The 14,735-nt window shown below is 71.4% G+C and carries 16 protein-coding genes; 7 read left to right on the top strand and 9 right to left on the bottom strand.

Annotation, left to right across the window (positions count from 1 at the left end; translation table 11 throughout):
* Positions 1 to 285: 285 nt before the first annotated feature.
* The 3 genes from ACVMYR_RS28105 (at position 286) to ACVMYR_RS28095 (ending at position 5,240) form a co-directional block, all read left to right on the top strand.
* Positions 286 to 1,386, top strand: a complete 1,101-nt coding sequence (locus ACVMYR_RS28105) for an FAD-binding oxidoreductase (RefSeq protein ID WP_457123255.1) — start codon at positions 286 to 288, stop codon at positions 1,384 to 1,386.
* A 300-nt stretch (positions 1,387 to 1,686) separates the two neighbouring features.
* Positions 1,687 to 4,089, top strand: a complete 2,403-nt coding sequence (locus ACVMYR_RS28100) for a Helicase associated domain protein (RefSeq protein WP_457123190.1) — start codon at positions 1,687 to 1,689, stop codon at positions 4,087 to 4,089.
* Positions 4,086 to 5,240: a hypothetical protein gene (locus ACVMYR_RS28095; RefSeq protein ID WP_457123189.1), complete on the top strand. Its 1,155-nt coding sequence runs from the start codon at positions 4,086 to 4,088 to the stop codon at positions 5,238 to 5,240. Before ACVMYR_RS28100 ends, ACVMYR_RS28095 begins: the two co-directional genes overlap by 4 nt.
* Positions 5,241 to 5,413: 173 nt before the next feature.
* Here ACVMYR_RS28095 and ACVMYR_RS28090 read toward each other — a convergent pair whose 3' ends face one another.
* The 7 genes from ACVMYR_RS28090 to ACVMYR_RS28060 all read right to left on the bottom strand — a co-directional run bounded on the left by ACVMYR_RS28090 (position 5,414) and on the right by ACVMYR_RS28060 (position 10,190).
* Positions 5,414 to 6,706, bottom strand: a complete 1,293-nt coding sequence (locus ACVMYR_RS28090; protein ID WP_457123188.1) for a hypothetical protein — start codon at positions 6,704 to 6,706, stop codon at positions 5,414 to 5,416.
* A complete protein-coding gene (locus ACVMYR_RS28085; protein WP_457123187.1) occupies positions 6,703 to 7,407 on the bottom strand; it encodes a diguanylate cyclase domain-containing protein in 705 nt (234 codons plus the stop codon). The genes ACVMYR_RS28090 and ACVMYR_RS28085 overlap by 4 nt, the downstream gene beginning before the upstream one ends.
* A gap of 263 nt (positions 7,408 to 7,670) precedes the next feature.
* Complete coding sequence (locus ACVMYR_RS28080; RefSeq protein ID WP_457123186.1) at positions 7,671 to 8,015, bottom strand: hypothetical protein; 345 nt, start codon at positions 8,013 to 8,015, stop codon at positions 7,671 to 7,673.
* Positions 8,016 to 8,328: 313 nt separating this feature from the next.
* Entirely contained in the window at positions 8,329 to 8,748 is a 420-nt protein-coding gene (locus ACVMYR_RS28075) for a hypothetical protein (RefSeq protein WP_457123185.1), read from the bottom strand.
* Entirely contained in the window at positions 8,745 to 9,359 is a 615-nt protein-coding gene (locus tag ACVMYR_RS28070; protein WP_457123184.1) for a hypothetical protein, read from the bottom strand. Before ACVMYR_RS28070 ends, ACVMYR_RS28075 begins: the two co-directional genes overlap by 4 nt.
* Positions 9,356 to 9,553 (bottom strand): hypothetical protein, encoded by a 198-nt coding sequence (locus tag ACVMYR_RS28065; RefSeq protein ID WP_457123183.1) that lies wholly within the window; start codon positions 9,551 to 9,553, stop codon positions 9,356 to 9,358. Before ACVMYR_RS28065 ends, ACVMYR_RS28070 begins: the two co-directional genes overlap by 4 nt.
* A gap of 160 nt (positions 9,554 to 9,713) precedes the next feature.
* Positions 9,714 to 10,190: a hypothetical protein gene (locus ACVMYR_RS28060; protein ID WP_457123182.1), complete on the bottom strand. Its 477-nt coding sequence runs from the start codon at positions 10,188 to 10,190 to the stop codon at positions 9,714 to 9,716.
* Between the two features lie 350 nt (positions 10,191 to 10,540).
* On the opposite strand from ACVMYR_RS28060, the gene ACVMYR_RS28055 reads away from it, so the two are divergent.
* Both ACVMYR_RS28055 and ACVMYR_RS28050 read left to right on the top strand, forming a co-directional pair.
* Complete coding sequence (locus ACVMYR_RS28055; RefSeq protein ID WP_457123181.1) at positions 10,541 to 10,993, top strand: hypothetical protein; 453 nt, start codon at positions 10,541 to 10,543, stop codon at positions 10,991 to 10,993.
* Between the two features lie 60 nt (positions 10,994 to 11,053).
* Entirely contained in the window at positions 11,054 to 11,404 is a 351-nt protein-coding gene (locus tag ACVMYR_RS28050) for a hypothetical protein (protein WP_457123180.1), read from the top strand.
* 134 nt (positions 11,405 to 11,538) lie between these two features.
* On the opposite strand, the gene ACVMYR_RS28045 is transcribed toward ACVMYR_RS28050, so the two are convergent.
* Positions 11,539 to 12,369: a TRM11 family SAM-dependent methyltransferase gene (locus ACVMYR_RS28045; RefSeq protein ID WP_457123179.1), complete on the bottom strand. Its 831-nt coding sequence runs from the start codon at positions 12,367 to 12,369 to the stop codon at positions 11,539 to 11,541.
* Between the two features lie 4 nt (positions 12,370 to 12,373).
* The gene (locus tag ACVMYR_RS28040; RefSeq protein ID WP_457123178.1) at positions 12,374 to 12,949 is read right to left on the bottom strand and encodes a hypothetical protein; all 576 of its coding nucleotides are present in this window, start codon (positions 12,947 to 12,949) and stop codon (positions 12,374 to 12,376) included.
* Between the two features lie 283 nt (positions 12,950 to 13,232).
* Here ACVMYR_RS28040 and ACVMYR_RS28035 point away from each other — a divergent pair, with 283 nt between their 5' ends.
* Positions 13,233 to 14,009: a hypothetical protein gene (locus ACVMYR_RS28035; RefSeq protein WP_457123177.1), complete on the top strand. Its 777-nt coding sequence runs from the start codon at positions 13,233 to 13,235 to the stop codon at positions 14,007 to 14,009.
* Between the two features lie 116 nt (positions 14,010 to 14,125).
* Positions 14,126 to 14,653, top strand: coding sequence for a DUF6244 family protein (locus ACVMYR_RS28030; RefSeq protein WP_457123176.1), 528 nt, complete (start codon positions 14,126 to 14,128; stop codon positions 14,651 to 14,653).
* Positions 14,654 to 14,735: the final 82 nt, after the last annotated feature.

Raw genomic sequence — 14,735 nt, 5'->3', positions numbered from 1 at the left:
CCGGCCAGCCCGCCCCCGCTGTTCCTCCAGCCCGAGCGGCGGGAACCGGCCAGCGGCCGGCGGCGGAGCATCCCCAGCCCGCCGCCGGCCGTACCCACACCACCCAGGAGACGCCTCATGCATACCCACCTGGCCAGCGCCCACGGGCAGCCGCCTCCCACAAACGCCGAGGGCGGCGCCGCTACGCGGCTGCAGCCAAACGGCCTCCACGCCTCCTGGACAACTCTCACCCCACGCATCCACCACGCCAGCAACTACTTCTCGTCGCTCCTGGCCGACCAACGGATGAGGCTGGTGCCCGAACGTGATGCACAAACGTTCCTGGCCACCGTCGGTCACCTGATCGCCGGAGGTGACAACCACGCCGGCCGCACCGCCCTGCTCGCCGCCCTCGCCCCCACCTACCGGCACCTGGGCCTGCAGCCCTACCACCACCAGACGCTCGTCGACGCCCTCACCGCCACGGTCGCCCGCTACGCGCCCACTACCTGGACGTCCACGATCGCCGAGCAGTGGCGCCGTCACGGCCACCACGTCCTCAATCTCATCCACCGCGCCGCCCACCGCCTCACCACCACACTCCCGTGGACCCCCGCGCAGATCATCGGCCGTGACGCGGCAACCGACACCACCACCGTGCTCACCCTGCGCCCCCGCCGCCGCCTGCACTACGAACCCGGCCAGGCCCTGCCCGTCACCACACTCCACCGACCTGGCACCTGGAGGTGGTACTCCCCGGCCAACGCACCCCGCCCCGACGGCACCATCGAGTTCCACGTCCGCGCCGTCCCCGACGGACCCGTCTCGCCCTGTCTCACCCACCATGCCGCCGTCGGGGAATACGTGTGGCTCGGCCCGCCCTACCACGCCGGACTCACCCTCGACCCCGACCACCACGGCGGCCTCCTCCTCGCCGCCGGCGGCACCGGCCTGGCACCCCTACGCGCCATCGTCGAACACCTCGCCAGCACCGGCGCCACCAACGGCCGGCAGCGGCGGGTCACCCTCATCGTCGGCGCCCGCACCCTCGAAGACCTCTACGACAGCATCACCCTCGACACCCTCCAGACCGCGTATCCGGAGTGGCTGACCATCAGACCCACCTTCACCGACGACCCCCTCGTCGACCCGGCCGCCCAGGGTGACGTGCTCACCGCCGTCCTCGACCACTACCGGCCCGGCCACCACGTCCACGTCGCCGGCCCACCCGCACTCATCGACCACGCCCGCCACCGACTCCCCCTCGCCGGTATCCCCGCCGACCATCTCCACCTCGCCGAAACCTTCACCCGCCCCACGTCACCCGCGGTAGGACCAACCGGCGGCACCAGGTTCGCCCGACGGCAGGACACCATCACGCGCCGCAAGGCGGCTCCGCTGCGGTGACACCGCGTCCACCTCCTCGCAGCCGCTTGGCCCCGAGGCATTCCGGCCACGCGTCCACGGCCCCTCGACGTGCTCGGGCTGCGCTTCCCCTGCGGGATGTCCCGCCCGACACCGGATGACCCGCCTCTCCAGGCGAACCAGCCGACGTCGACAGCCGCCGCCCCACCCACCCTGACCCAGGAGCACACCCTTGCTTTCCCACCCCCGGCGTCTCCACGACGCAGTCCTCCGGTCCGCATCGGCCTGTGCGCCGTCCGCCGCTCCCGGCCGGCTGTCGCGCGTCGACCGGCGTACCCGCTGATGACGCCGATGCCGACGCTGCGCGGCTATCAGCGGGAGGCCGTCGACGCGGTGGTCGCGGCGCTGGCGGACGGCGGCCGTGGTCAGGTACGGGCGGCCTGCGGCAGCGGGAAGTCGATCGTGGCTGTGCACGCGGGGGTCCGGCTGTGTCCCTCAGGGCTGGTGGTGGTGGCCGTGCCGTCGCTGACCCTGCTGGCCCAGACGTTGAACGTGTGGGTCCGGGCGGGTGCGGCCGCCCGGGTGCTGGCGGTGTGCGGCGACGGCGGTGTCGCCGACGAAGCGGTACGGGTGGTGGACCTGACCTGCCCGGTGACCACCGACGCGGCGCAGATCGCCGGATGGGCGAGACAGCACGATGCGGCGTCGGGGTTGAGTCTGGTGCTGGTCACGCACCGGTCGGCGGACACCGTGGGCAGGGGCCTGAACGCCGCCGGGGTGGCCGCCGACCTGCTGATCGTGGACGAGGCGCACCACACGGCCGGTTGGGCGGGCAAGCACGGTGCGCTGGTGCACCGTGACGAGCATCTGCCGGCGCGGCGGCGGCTGTACATGTCGGCCACGCCCCGGCTGCTGCCGGCCAGGCTCCGCACCAGCGGCGACGGTGACGACGTGCTGTCGATGGATGAGACGGCGGTGTTCGGGCCCGTCTGCTACACGTACTCGTTCGCGCAGGCCATCAGTGACGGCTGGCTGGACGACTACCGGGTCCTCGCCATCGGGGTCACGTCCGCGCAGGCGTTGGAAATGCTGCGCGATCTGGACCCGGCCGCGGTGGTCGATGCGCGGGCCGCGCCGTTGCGGACGGTCGTGGTGCAGACCGCCCTCGTCCGGGCCGCGGCGGAGTTCGGTCTCCGGCGGATATTGGTGTTCACGCCCCGGGTGCAGGCCAGCCGGGAGTTCGCCCGCACACTGCCGGCCGCCGTGGAGTCGCTGCCTGCCGACCAACGGCCGAAGGGCCGGCTGACGGTGGGACACGTCGACGGCACCCAGAGCATCACGCAGCGGCGCCTGCACCTGCGACGGCTGGCCGACCCGCCCGAGGACGGATGGACGGTGCTGTCCAACGCGCGGTGCCTGGGCGAGGGCGTGGACGTGCCCGCCGTGGACGCGATCGTGCTCACCGCACCGAAGGAGTCCCCCGTGGACGTCGTCCAGGTGGTGGGGCGGGCGGTGCGCCGCAATCCGGCCGGTTCCGGCATCGCCACCATCCTGCTTCCGGTGCTGCTTCCGGACGACCCCGCCGACATGACCTCCGACCTGACCGGGAACATGACCCGCTGGGCGACCCTGCTGCAGACGCTGCGGGCGTTGCGGGCCCACGACAGCGCCCTGGCGGCCGACCTCGACCTCCAACGCGCCCACACCGGCACCGGGGCCGCGGAGTTGCCGCCGCGGCTGCTGGTCCGCCTGCCCGACGGATACGCCTCCGAGCAGTTGCTGCGGCACCTGACGGTGCGGGTGCTGGAGGAAACCACCCCCGACTGGATGGTCGGCTACGGCGCCCTGCGCGACTTCCACGCCGACCACGGCCACACCAGGGTCCCGACCGGTCACCTCCGGCATGGTGTCCGCCTCGACCGGTGGGTCTTCCGGCAACGCGCCGACCACAAAGCCGGCCGCCTGGCCCAGGACCGCGTCGATCACCTGAACGCGCTCGGCTTCCACTGGGAACCCCGGGAAGGAATCTGGGCCCGAGGGCTCACCTACGCGCGACGGTTCCACGCCGAGCACGGACACCTGCACGTCCCCCACGGCCACGTCCTCGACGGGTTCGACCTCTACAACTGGCTGTGGCAGCAACGCGCGGCCCGCCGCGCCGGCACCCTGCCCACCGACCGGGTCGCCGACCTCGACGCCCTAGGCATCGACTGGAACATCCGAGCAGCCCACCACGACGGGTACGCCGCCGCCCGCCGGTTCCACGCCGACCACGGCCACCTCGACGTTCCCTTCGGCCACACCGTCAACGGCATCGACCTCTACCGCTGGCTCTCCGCCCGACGCGTCGACCACCAGAAGGGGGCCCTCAGCGCCGAGCGGGTCCGCGCCCTGGAAACACTGGGCATCCACTGGTCCATCCGCGAAGCCGCCTGGCAGCGCAACCTCGCAGCGGCCACCGCCTACTACCAGCGCGAGGGCCACCTGTACCCCCGCAAAGGCCACCGCGAAGGCGACATTGACCTGTCTAGGTGGCTCAGCAAGCAACGTGCCGCCCGTCGCGCCGGCACCCTGACCGACCCGCAAATCGCCGCCCTCGATGCCATCGGCATGCAGTGGAAGATCCCCTCCGGCCGGGCCCGCACCCGCCAGGTCACCGCCCGCCGCCGGACAAGCACCCCGCACCCGGCCCCAGCAAACCCCACGCCCGCCCACCACAGCACCCCACCCACGGAGCAACCATGATCCCCATCGCGTTGTTCAACTTCGAAGCCGGCGGCCTCCGCCACGGCCAACGCAACCTACGCCCCCTCGTGGACGCCTTCCACGACGTGCAGGCCCCGCCCGCACTGATCCTGCTCTGCGAGGCCAAGACCTGGCACGAGGACGGCCAGCGCCCCCTGCACCACGCCGCGGAACTGCTCGCCGACCGGTTCGACCGCCCCTACGTCGGCGTGCTCGGCCACGACCCACACAGCCCCATGCCACCCGCCATCCTCTACGACCCGACGCTGCTGACCCTGCGCTCCTGGCCCGCCCCCGCCGACCCGCACGTCTTCGCCGACAAGCGCAACATCGCCATCTTCGCGATCCGCGACACCGGCGAACCCGGCACCCCCGACAGCCGCACCACCTTCGCCGCAGCCGTCACCCACTGGGACCCCCACTGCGGCATCCGCCGCCGCCAACAGGCCGCCCTGCTCGACCGCTACGGCACCACCGACATGCCCGTCATCGTCGGAGGCGACCTCAACAGCACCGCCTCCGGCCCCCACCTCCCCCAACGCGACTGGGCAGCCGCCGGCCACCGCGCCCGCGCCCAGAAAGCACGCCGACACCCCGACGGCACCTGGACCGCCGACACCGACGCCGTCGACCACCTCATCGGACGCTGGAACCCCGAAACCCACCGCCGCACCGACGGATGCGGCTTCCACGCCCTCGCCGAACTCGCCCGGACCACCAACCCCCACATACCTCTGCTCCCCACCGTCAACCACGACATCGACGCCGGCGGCGGCCTGCTCATCGACTGGCTCCTCGCCAACGACACCATGCGCCCCCACGTCGACCCCGACAGCTACCGCGTCCACGTCCCGGCACAACAGCCCTACCCCTCCGACCACCGGCTCGTCACCGCCACCCTGGTCTTCGACACCCCACCACCGACACCCCGTCACCACCCCCACGACCGGCCCCCTCACCCAGCAGCAACCGGAAGCCGGCCCCCGCCCGTGCGGTCCCCACCGCTGAACCGACCTCCCCGCGGGTGGGCCGACGACGGAGTAGGCCCCCGGGGGCCGAGGCGAGTGACATGCAACATCGGCTACCCCAAGGCCCCTGACCACCCTGCCCTCCGGCGCGGAGGACTGACGTCGACCAGCCATCGAGGTTGAACGCCGGCCGGGCCACGCCGCCTGTCGGGCATCCTCCCGGCCGATGAACTCGCGCCCGGGCCGATCGAGAGGTCAGACCACATCGGTCGCGCACAAGCGGTGACCGGGCGCCCAGACGCAAAAAGGCCGCTGTGCGTGTGGTGGTGGAGCAAGCTCCACCACCACACGCACAGCTATTGGTCGGTACGCCGCGTCCGGTCATCGCCTCGGCTACCGAGGGCACGGACGGTGGTACTGAGTTTGATCGGCAGACCTTCGTCGCCCTTAAGGAAGGGTGCGATCTCGATGGTGCGGCGGAGGCTGCGACCGGGACCGTACGGCTGTTGGCGGTCGTGGCCGGAGACCCAGTAGCGGTAGTCGGGCTTGGCCCGCGTGGAGCCATCACCAGCTTTGCCTCGTTGAGGTGCGGCGGCGGTGCTGCGCGGTGCGATACGCACGATCTTGACCTCGGGGGCAGGACGCCGGTGACGCTGGTACGCCCTGGTGGTTGCCTTGGGCAGTTTCGCCGGCACTGCCTCGGCCAGTTGCTGTCTGATCAGCAGCCAGGTGGTGACGAGGGGGCCGAGCGGGTGTCGTCCGTCGAGCTTGGTCCCTCGGGTTACTTGTTCGGCGTGGATGGGTACGAGCCAGCCGATCTCGTGTCGTAGTGCGGGCATCAGGTCGTCGTCGAGGGCGGTGCCGCCGATGCTGCGGTAGCCGATGAGCTGCCAGCCGTCCGCGTGGGGTGTCCAGGACACGGCAGCGAGTTGCCGGGTGTCGCCGACGGGTTCGGACCAGGCGAGCAGCCCGGCCGGTGTGGCGGCAAGGTCGTCGGTGACGGCCGCCGGCGGCTGGTCGTTGCCGACCTCGTTGACCATGTCGGTAAAATCCTGGTTGATCCAGTACATGGGTGCGAGGTCGAGCTGGTCGGCCAGGGCCCGACGGTGGTCTGGGTCGTTCAGATGTGGGGGCAGGTGCGCGGGGCCGCGGAGGAGGCCGGTGAACCGGTCGCGGATCTTCGGCAGCATGTCGGCGGTGAGCCGGGCCGGCGGCCAGACGGTAGTGGTGAGCAGGGTCCTGCTTTCGCGGCCGAGGACGATGCCGCGGTGCAGTGCGCGGAGGACGGCGTACTCATGGTGGTGGGGCAGCCACTGCATGCGGGCGGCGCAATGGGCGGTGAGGCCCTCGGAATCGTCGGCCTCGATGAACTGGGCACACCGGTTGCAGACGTGCCACTGGTCGTTGTAGGTCTCGACGGCCGCGAGGACCGCGATCTGGATGAGGCTGGTGTGGTAGTTCCACACCGGCGGCGCGCCGGTGCAGGTGTGGCAGCGGTCGAACACGTCGTTCACCTGGTCGGCGTCGACGGGGACGACGGCGTGGCGGCCTTCGGTCACGGGATGCCGGTAGATGGTGCCGTGCCCATCGTGGTGCTCGGTGAGGGCCAACCGGCAGGTCGCGCAGGCGGTGAGGGTCGCGAGGTTCATTCGGCGCTCCCCCGCTGGTCGCGGCGCAGGTCACGCAGCCGCGGTCCACGACGGTGTACACGGTCGGGCATCGTCATGCCGTCGGCGTAGACGACGTACCGGCCGGGTCCCTGGCGCTTCGCGTGGTACATGGCAATGTCGGCGCGGTGCAGCGCGATGTCCTGCAACGGGTCGGTGCTGACCACGGTCGCGATGCCGACGCTGGCCGTGACGGTGACCGTGGCCAGGCCGCCGTCGACCTGAACGTTGACCGGCGCGGCGATGACGCTGACGATCCGGTCGGCGATGTCGCCGACCGGGTGGTGCCGCAGAGGCAGGATGGTGGTGAACTCGTCGCCGGCCAGCCGGGCGACGGTGCCGCCGTAGGTGTGGACGACCTGGGCGAGCCGGTCGGCGATCTCCACGAGCAGGTCGTCGCCCGCGTCGTGGCCATGGGTGTCGTTGACCTCCTTGAACCGGTCGAGGTCGATGAGCATGACGACGAGGCGCTGCGGTGGGGAGGTCGCGCCGACGGCGGTGTGGATGGTGCGCAAACCGGTGCGGTTGAGCAGGCCGGTGAGCGGGTCGTGGGTCAGTTGCCAGGCGGCGTCGGCCAGCTCGGCGCGCAGCCGGGTGATGGTGGGCCGGGCCGCGAGGTGACCGACGCCAGCCCCGAGGATCGCCGCCACGATGGTGGCGATCGCGAGGAGTGTGGTGAACACTGGGTTCCTCCATTCCGATGGAGAACCCGGGACGCGTGCGTTTCCTAGGCGATTTGCGTCCCGGGTCCTGAAACGACGACGGCCCGCCTGAGGGCGGGCCGCTTTCTGTGCTCGGTGTCCCGGCAACGGGCGCCGTGGGGCGGGCTCGGCGTTGCTGCCGGATGCGCTGCCGCCCGGTCGGGGAATGGCGATCACCGGGCACCGGAACTCTGTTTGGTCCGATGGCCGACGGCCTCCGCGCGAACTGGCCCGGCAGGCAGTTGCTACGGCAGATCGCGCAGGAGGTGGTGGACCAGCCAGGAGGAGGCGGTGGGCAGGACGATGACGTAGGTTGCGCCGACGCGCTCGGCGTGCACCCAGATCCTCGCGTCGGGCGGGTTCACCGAGGCCACGACGACGATGCCGCGGCAGGCGAGCCGGTTCCGGAACCGGGTGACCAGGTCGGAGCCGATGACGATCAGCGGGCGGCGGCTGGCGTAGCGGCGGCCCTGGGGAACGGAGTCGGCGTACTCGAACTCGTATCCGGCCTGCTGTTCGACGGTACGCAGCTCGGCGCGCAGCAGCCGGCTATCGGTGACGGCGATGACGGGAAACGGTTTGGGTGTCATGCGGAACCTCCGGGAAGGGTGACGTGCCCGCTCGGCGGGGCCGGCGGGCGATGAGGTTGGCCGTACGGGGTGGTCCCAGGGCACGGTCAGGTGGCCGGGCGGGCCTTGCGGCTGGCGGCCGGGGTGGGCGCAGGAGCGGCAGATGGGGCCGAGGTCGAGGTGGTAGCCGGCGTCGCATGCCTCGCAGACGATCAGCAGGCAGGAGCGGCATTCGCCGGAGGCGATGACCTGGAGGCTGGTTCCGCAGTAGCCGCACGGGCCGGTCAGGCAGGCATCGGTGTGCCGGCCCAGCGGGTGGTGGTGGCAGGGGTGCTCACGCACGGCGGTCCCGCCGTAGGTGCTGGCGGATGGTGCCGGCGGTGAACGGTTCCCCGGTGATGTTGTTCGGTGGGTCGATGCGCCTCCATCCGCCGAATTCGCAGGCCAGCCAGGTGGTGCGGTCGTTGGCGGTGATGGCGATGACGTCTCCGGTGGACATCGATCGCAGCCGCAGCAGCCGGTAGGTGCAGGCGATGAGGAAGTCGGCTTCTCCACTCAGCGTCTCGCGGCAGGTCTCCAGCTGGTCGAGGTCGACGTTGAACAGGCCGTAGATCCAGCTGGCGGTCCGCTCCGGTTTGACGGAGACGGGCAGGCGCCGCCAGTAGGAGATGACCTGGGTGAGGGCGTGACCCGGCTCGTACGGGAGGAACCGGCTCTCGGTGTTGTGGTAGACGGCGATGACGTGCAGGGTCATGACGAGCTCCGTTCGGGACCAGGGTTGGACGCGGAGCCGGGCTCGCTGTCCGGGGTGTGATCGGCGGGGCGCAGCGGCGGAGTTGGGCCAATCGGGCGGAGGCGCAGAATCTGCTCGGGCAGCACCATCGCGGCCGGTTGGCCGGTGAGCGGATTCGTAAAGGCCCGGTAGCCGGTGGTCCAGAGCAGGTGCCAGCGTTCGGCGGGTGCCGCCGGGCGGCTTCCGGTGGGATCGCCGTGGAAGGACGCGCCGACCTCGGTCAGCTGGGCGGCCAGCGAAGTGGTGCGGTAGTGGCTCATCCGGCCGGCCAGCATGGGGCAGCCACTGGCGGAGTAGGCGGCGCAGACGGGGTGCATGCCCGGCTCGGGGCTGACGAGCAGCCGCAGGTCGCTGTCGCGCACCGCGAAGACGATCCGCCCGGGGTCGAGTTCGTCGCCGCAGGTCTGGCAGAGCCGGTCCTGCAGCGCGCAGACGTGACGATGGTGGTCGACGGCACCGAACCGGTACCGGCCATCGGGAGTACGGGCGGTAATCCATGGGACGACCAGCCCTCCGACGACGGGCCGCCGGGCCAGGCGTACGGGGACAGCGGGAATCTCAGGCGCGGTCATGCGAGCACCACCGGGGCGGATACCGGGCCGGTGAGGGCGTAGCGCATCCGCCGCAGCGCGGGAAGGTCCCGGCAGCGGATGGCCTCGGCACGGCGGCCGAGGTTCGCGGCAAGAGTGTCGACGGGGCGGTCGTTGAGGTGGTGCGGCTGAATCCGGCGGCGAGGGCCGGAGAGCGTGGAGAGGTGGTGTGGCACGGGATTCCTCCATCTGCTGGTGGATGGAATCCGGGCACGCCTACCGGCCGTGCCCGGATGTTACGCGGGTGTGCGCGGTCGGCCGGGCATCAGCCGGATGGTGCGGGTCGAGATGGCTGCGTGTCCGGTGCCGGATCACGCGTGCCGGTGAAGGCCGGGGCTAGGCGACGGCGACGGAGCGCAGGATCAGGTGGGCGTCCTTGAGATGACCGGCGAGGATCTCGCCGTTCGTGCCAGCGGTGCTGAGGCTGTCGGTAAGGGCCTGCACGACGGTGTCCGGCACGGCGGCGAGTCCGCTGAAAGCACCGCCGTGGACGTTCTCGGCGATGCGCTGGATCGTCTGGGTCAGATGTGCCTGGACGAGGTTGAGGCCGCACAGCAGCCGGGCCAGTTCGGTCAGGTCATGGCATTCAGTGGCGTGGGTCATGGCCTCGCCGAGCTGCTCGACGGCCAGCAGAGCCACGCGCATCGCGGCGTCGCTCTCCGCCGGGCCAACGGGAGGCCCGTCGTGGTGCAGTCGTACGTGCTGGTTGGTCACGGTCTTGCCGTCGTCGCCGCTGGGGATCGCGTCGGGCAGCTCGGCGAACCAGTCGGGGGCAGTCAGGTACCAGCGGGGCATGAGCATGTCGTCCTCCATCGGGACAGCACGAAGGCGGCCACTGGGTGGTGACCGCCGGGCGGAACGGGAACATCGCCCTTGCCCTTGTGGCATGGGCAGAGGGTCGTGGACCGTGTGGGGCCGGATCGGACGCGGGCGACGGCGGCCGACCGGAGCCGGTGGGCGCGATGACGTCGCGAGAAGAGGCCAGATCAGGGGGCACGAGAAGAAGGAGAGCCTTCAGGTTAGCCTCGGCCAGAGTCCCACGGGCCCTGCTGTCAGGTCGGCACGGCTGGCAGAGGCTGTCAGCCCGCCGAAAGCCGCGATCTGTCAGATTGTTCCCCGTGCGGGACTCGACGTCCGGGCCACCGGCTACGGACAATTCAGCCGTGGAGATCGTGGACGCGGCGCAGGCAGGGGCGACCAGGCCACACCACGATCCGGTTGCTCGTGCCGTGTGGCTCGCTGCGGTGCACGCCAGCATGCGTGCTTCCGGCGGGACCGTTACCACCCGGGTCGAGGAGCCCGCCGCCGGCCGGAACTACTACCGGGTGGGTGTGGGGCTCCGCGATGGAGTAGCGGTGGGCCTGCTGTTCAACGCTGCGGCATTGTTGGTCGCTGCGGCCGAGCCGCAGGATCGCCACTCGGTGACGCTGACGTTCGTCAACGTGCCGGCCGGCTACCTGTTCTCCGAGGCGGGGTTGCGGGTCGCCACGGCCGCAGAGCTGATCCGGCCGCTCGGCGACAGTGACCTGCGATTCCTCGCCGAGGACGAACGCCGTGATGCCGCCTACCACCGGCCGGACAGGCTCGGTGACCTGCTGTTCAACTGGTTCGACTGAACGCATCGCCGGGGTTCGGTGCCGATTCAGCCGGTGGGGGGCCGTGCAACAGTCACGGGCATGACGTTTCCCCTGGAGGCGCTGTCGGTCACCGTCAAGGCCCGAGCAGAGACGTGGGCGAGGCTGGGGATGCGATGGCACACGCACCAGATCCAGCCGAACCACGGCAAGGCGGTCGTGGTCAGCGACTTCGAGTCCACGACATGGCTCGTTGGGATCATGATCTGGGCCACCGGCGAGGCGGAACTGACGACAGTCCGCCTCGCCGACGACAGAATGGTCAACAAGCACTACGACCTTGAGAGCCGCGACGATCTCGAACGACTACTCGCTGAGCTGTCCGCTCTGATCGCCGACGACCGCGTCCCCGAGGCCGCAGTCATCGTCCAGGCACCGGGGACACCGGCCTGACCGTGAACCTCATGTCCGATAGTCGCTCGGGCATTGGCGGTGCCCCGCCGCGAAGGCCGCCCCTGCCCGCTGACTCTCACGGACGCCCAGATCCCGGTCCTTCATCTGAGCCGATGAGCTGAACCTGCGGACGTTCAGCAGCGACGGAGGACCAGCACGTCCTCGTGGGCGATCAGGTGCACGGGGATGCCCTCGTCCCTGGCACGCCGGACGGCCAGGAGCCCGAACATGTTCGCCCGGTGCACGATCTGTCCGTCGCGGACGGCCGCGAGCATCGCCGCGCACCGCTGCACCGGCACGAGCCCCACCGACCGGGCGACCGCGAGCAGTTGTCCGGGCAGGTCGATGAGATCGTCGCGCTGGCGGCGTACGGGGCGGCAGGTGATCACCACGGTCCCTCCGGGACGTAGCAGCCGGTAGCTGGCGGCCAGAATCGCGGCGAACCCGTCGAACAGGCGGGACCATCCGCCGTAGGCGAGGTTGCCGCGTTCCCGGTCCCCGTACACGTGGTCCCGCTTGCGGACCCCGGCGCTCGTCGCGCGCACGAGGCCGTGCGTGCCGCGCCCGTACGGCGGTGAGGTGAGCACCAGCCCCACCCGGCCGACCACCGACGCCGGCACCAGGTCGAGTAGACCCGTGGCGTCACCGGTGAACACCTGCGCCGACCCGGTCGCAGCCTGCGACGCGGCCAGGGCGACGTTGGAGGCGGCCAGCACGGTGAACCGGGGCTCGATGTCGATCCCGATCCCCTGCCGGCCGAGGTGCATGGCCTCGACCAGAGTGGTCCCGGACCCGCACATCGGGTCGAACACCAGATCCCCCGGCGCGGTGTACGAGCTGATCGCGTGCGCGGCCAGGTGGGGCAGCATCTTTCCCGGATGGCTGGAGGTCTCCGGCACGTAGCGGCCCCGCCGTTGGTCCCGGGCTGGCTGCTGGCAGGTCAGCCACACCGACGTCACCGGCATGGGCTCATCCATCGACGCCTCTGGGCTGCGTCGCGCTGCGGGTCAGGATCAGCACGTCGGTGTGGATGTCTAGTTGCGCCGGCTGGCCACGCCGGGGCGGCCGGTCGGCCGCCACGATGTGCTGCAGGTACGCCAGCCCGGCCCGCTTCGCGGCGATGACCACGTCGACCGGAAGGATCACGTCCCCGTGCGGCAGCAGCACCGCCACGCAGCCGCCCGGTGGGAGGCTCGCGTGGCAGCGCAGGAAGAACTCCACCGCCGGGACGCCGCCGTCGGGGGGCCAGCCGGTGACGATCAGCGTCGCCGCTTCCCGGCCCCAGCCGAGCAGCCGGGTCGACTGCAGATGGCTGCGGCGGTGGGCGGCGATGACCGCGCGGGCCAACTGCGGGCCCACGGCCAGGTCGATGACCAGGTCGGACGGGTGGGTGAGGTTGTGGACCAGCCGTACGCCCATCGCGTTGGACATGGTCTCGCCCTGTGGTGGGGCCGGGACCGGCCAGACGGTGATCGGCACGGGCGCGTCGCCGGGCACCACGTCCCCCACGGGGACCGGTGCCTGGTGCGGGTTTCTGTCGGTCATAGGCGCGGTGGCCCCCGGACCGGCGGGACGTACTGACGATTCCCAGTGCGTGGCTGTCAGGTCGATCGAACCCACCCCCGACCTGACCGAACCGGTCAGGTCACACGCACCATCGCCCAGTGGCGGGCACGCGGACGGTCTTTACCGCCGCGAACCTGACCAGCACAGACACGGCCTGTCCCGGTCTGACAACTCCTTCTGGTGTCAGGTGGAGCTGTCCCAATCGGGGGTCTCGAAGCCTTCGCAGTCGGGCGAAGCGCTACCGCCGAGGAGAACCATCACGATGACAACGACCACCCGCACCAGAACGACCGTCACGGCCCTGAGCACCGCCGAGCAGGCATTCACTCTGCTGACCTGCGAACCCGCGCCGCTGGTGTTCGACGCACGCCCCGTGCCGGGCTTGCCGGACACGACGATGCCGCTGGACGAGCTACGCACCCTGCTCATGTTCAACCGCTACGACAGTGACACCACCGACGAAGTGTGGCGGCAACTCGCCCACCACACCCGCCGTTGGGGGCCGGCCTGGGTCGTCGGCGCGATCGGCGTGGCCCTGCCCGCGCTGACACACCTCGCGGCGAAGATCAGCCGAGGCCACGCCCGGCACGCCGACGACGTGGACTCCGAGGTGCTGGCCGGGTTCCTCCACGCCCTGCGCACGGCGGACCTCGCCCCGCCCCGGCTGTGGCTACGGCTGTGCTGGGCCGCGTGGCGCGCAGGCGCCGCCGTCGTCAAGGCCGACGACAGCGAGGAACTCCCGCTGGACCTGCCCACCGGCTCGCGGTCACCACGCATGCCCTACGGGCATCCGGACCTGCTGCTCGGCCGGGCAGCCGCCACCGGACTGATCACCGCCGAGGCCGCCGAGCTGATCAGCGCGACCCGGTTCGGCGACGCGCTGATCGAGCAACTGGCCGCCGAGCGGGGCGTGACCGCCTCGGTCCTGCGGATGCGCAGAAGGCGAGCCGAACGTGTCGTGGCTGCCGCCGTCACCCGAGGCGACCTCTCCGGTGCGATGCGCCCGCCCGCCCAGCGAGCCGCCGCTGCGGCGGCCTGACGGCATCACACGGCCGGCGTCCTCGACGTGTCCGGGCGGTTCGGGGTGCCCCTGGGCCGGGTCGTCCAGGTAGGTTGCGGGGTCCGGAGTCCGTTCTCGGTCGGGGTGGCTGACGCGTGTCGAGCATGGAACAGGTCATCGGGGAGCTACGGGCGCTGACGGCGGGCGTCGAGCGGGCCCAGGGTCTCACGGCGGCGGTCGACCGGCAGGCCCAGGAGATCACCCTACGGGCCGCCACCGCAGGGTTCGCCGGCGTCGCTGCCGGGATCGCCCGGGTACGGGCAACGGTCTCCACCGTCCAAGGCGGGCTGGGCAGCCTCGCCGCTGCTGTCGGAGAGGCGACCACGGCCGCCGCAGCGGTCCCCCGACAGGCCGCCGCGCAGGAGACCATCGCCGCGCTCACGCTGGTGCAGCAGCGCATCACCGCCGCCCGCGAGTCCGCCACCGCGACGATCAGCCACCTCGACGACACCCGAAACCTAGCCAGCGTCGTCCTGCAGGGCGGGCAACCGGGCCCGCTCCTGCAGGCCCTCGACGGCGTCAAACAGGTCCTCGTGCTACTCGTAAAGCGCGCCGGCACCGCCGCGCAGGCCGTCGAAGCGACCACCGGCCAGGCCCGGCAGCTCGGGGCCTCGGGAAACTGAGCGGGGCTGACCGGCACCCACCGGCCAGCCCCACCCCCGCCACCAGCACCGAATCCTCCCCCGCCGCATCCGGCCACACCCA

Source organism: Micromonospora sp. PTRAS2 (assembly GCF_054052245.1).
This window is presented reverse-complemented; position numbering and strand designations above follow the sequence as displayed.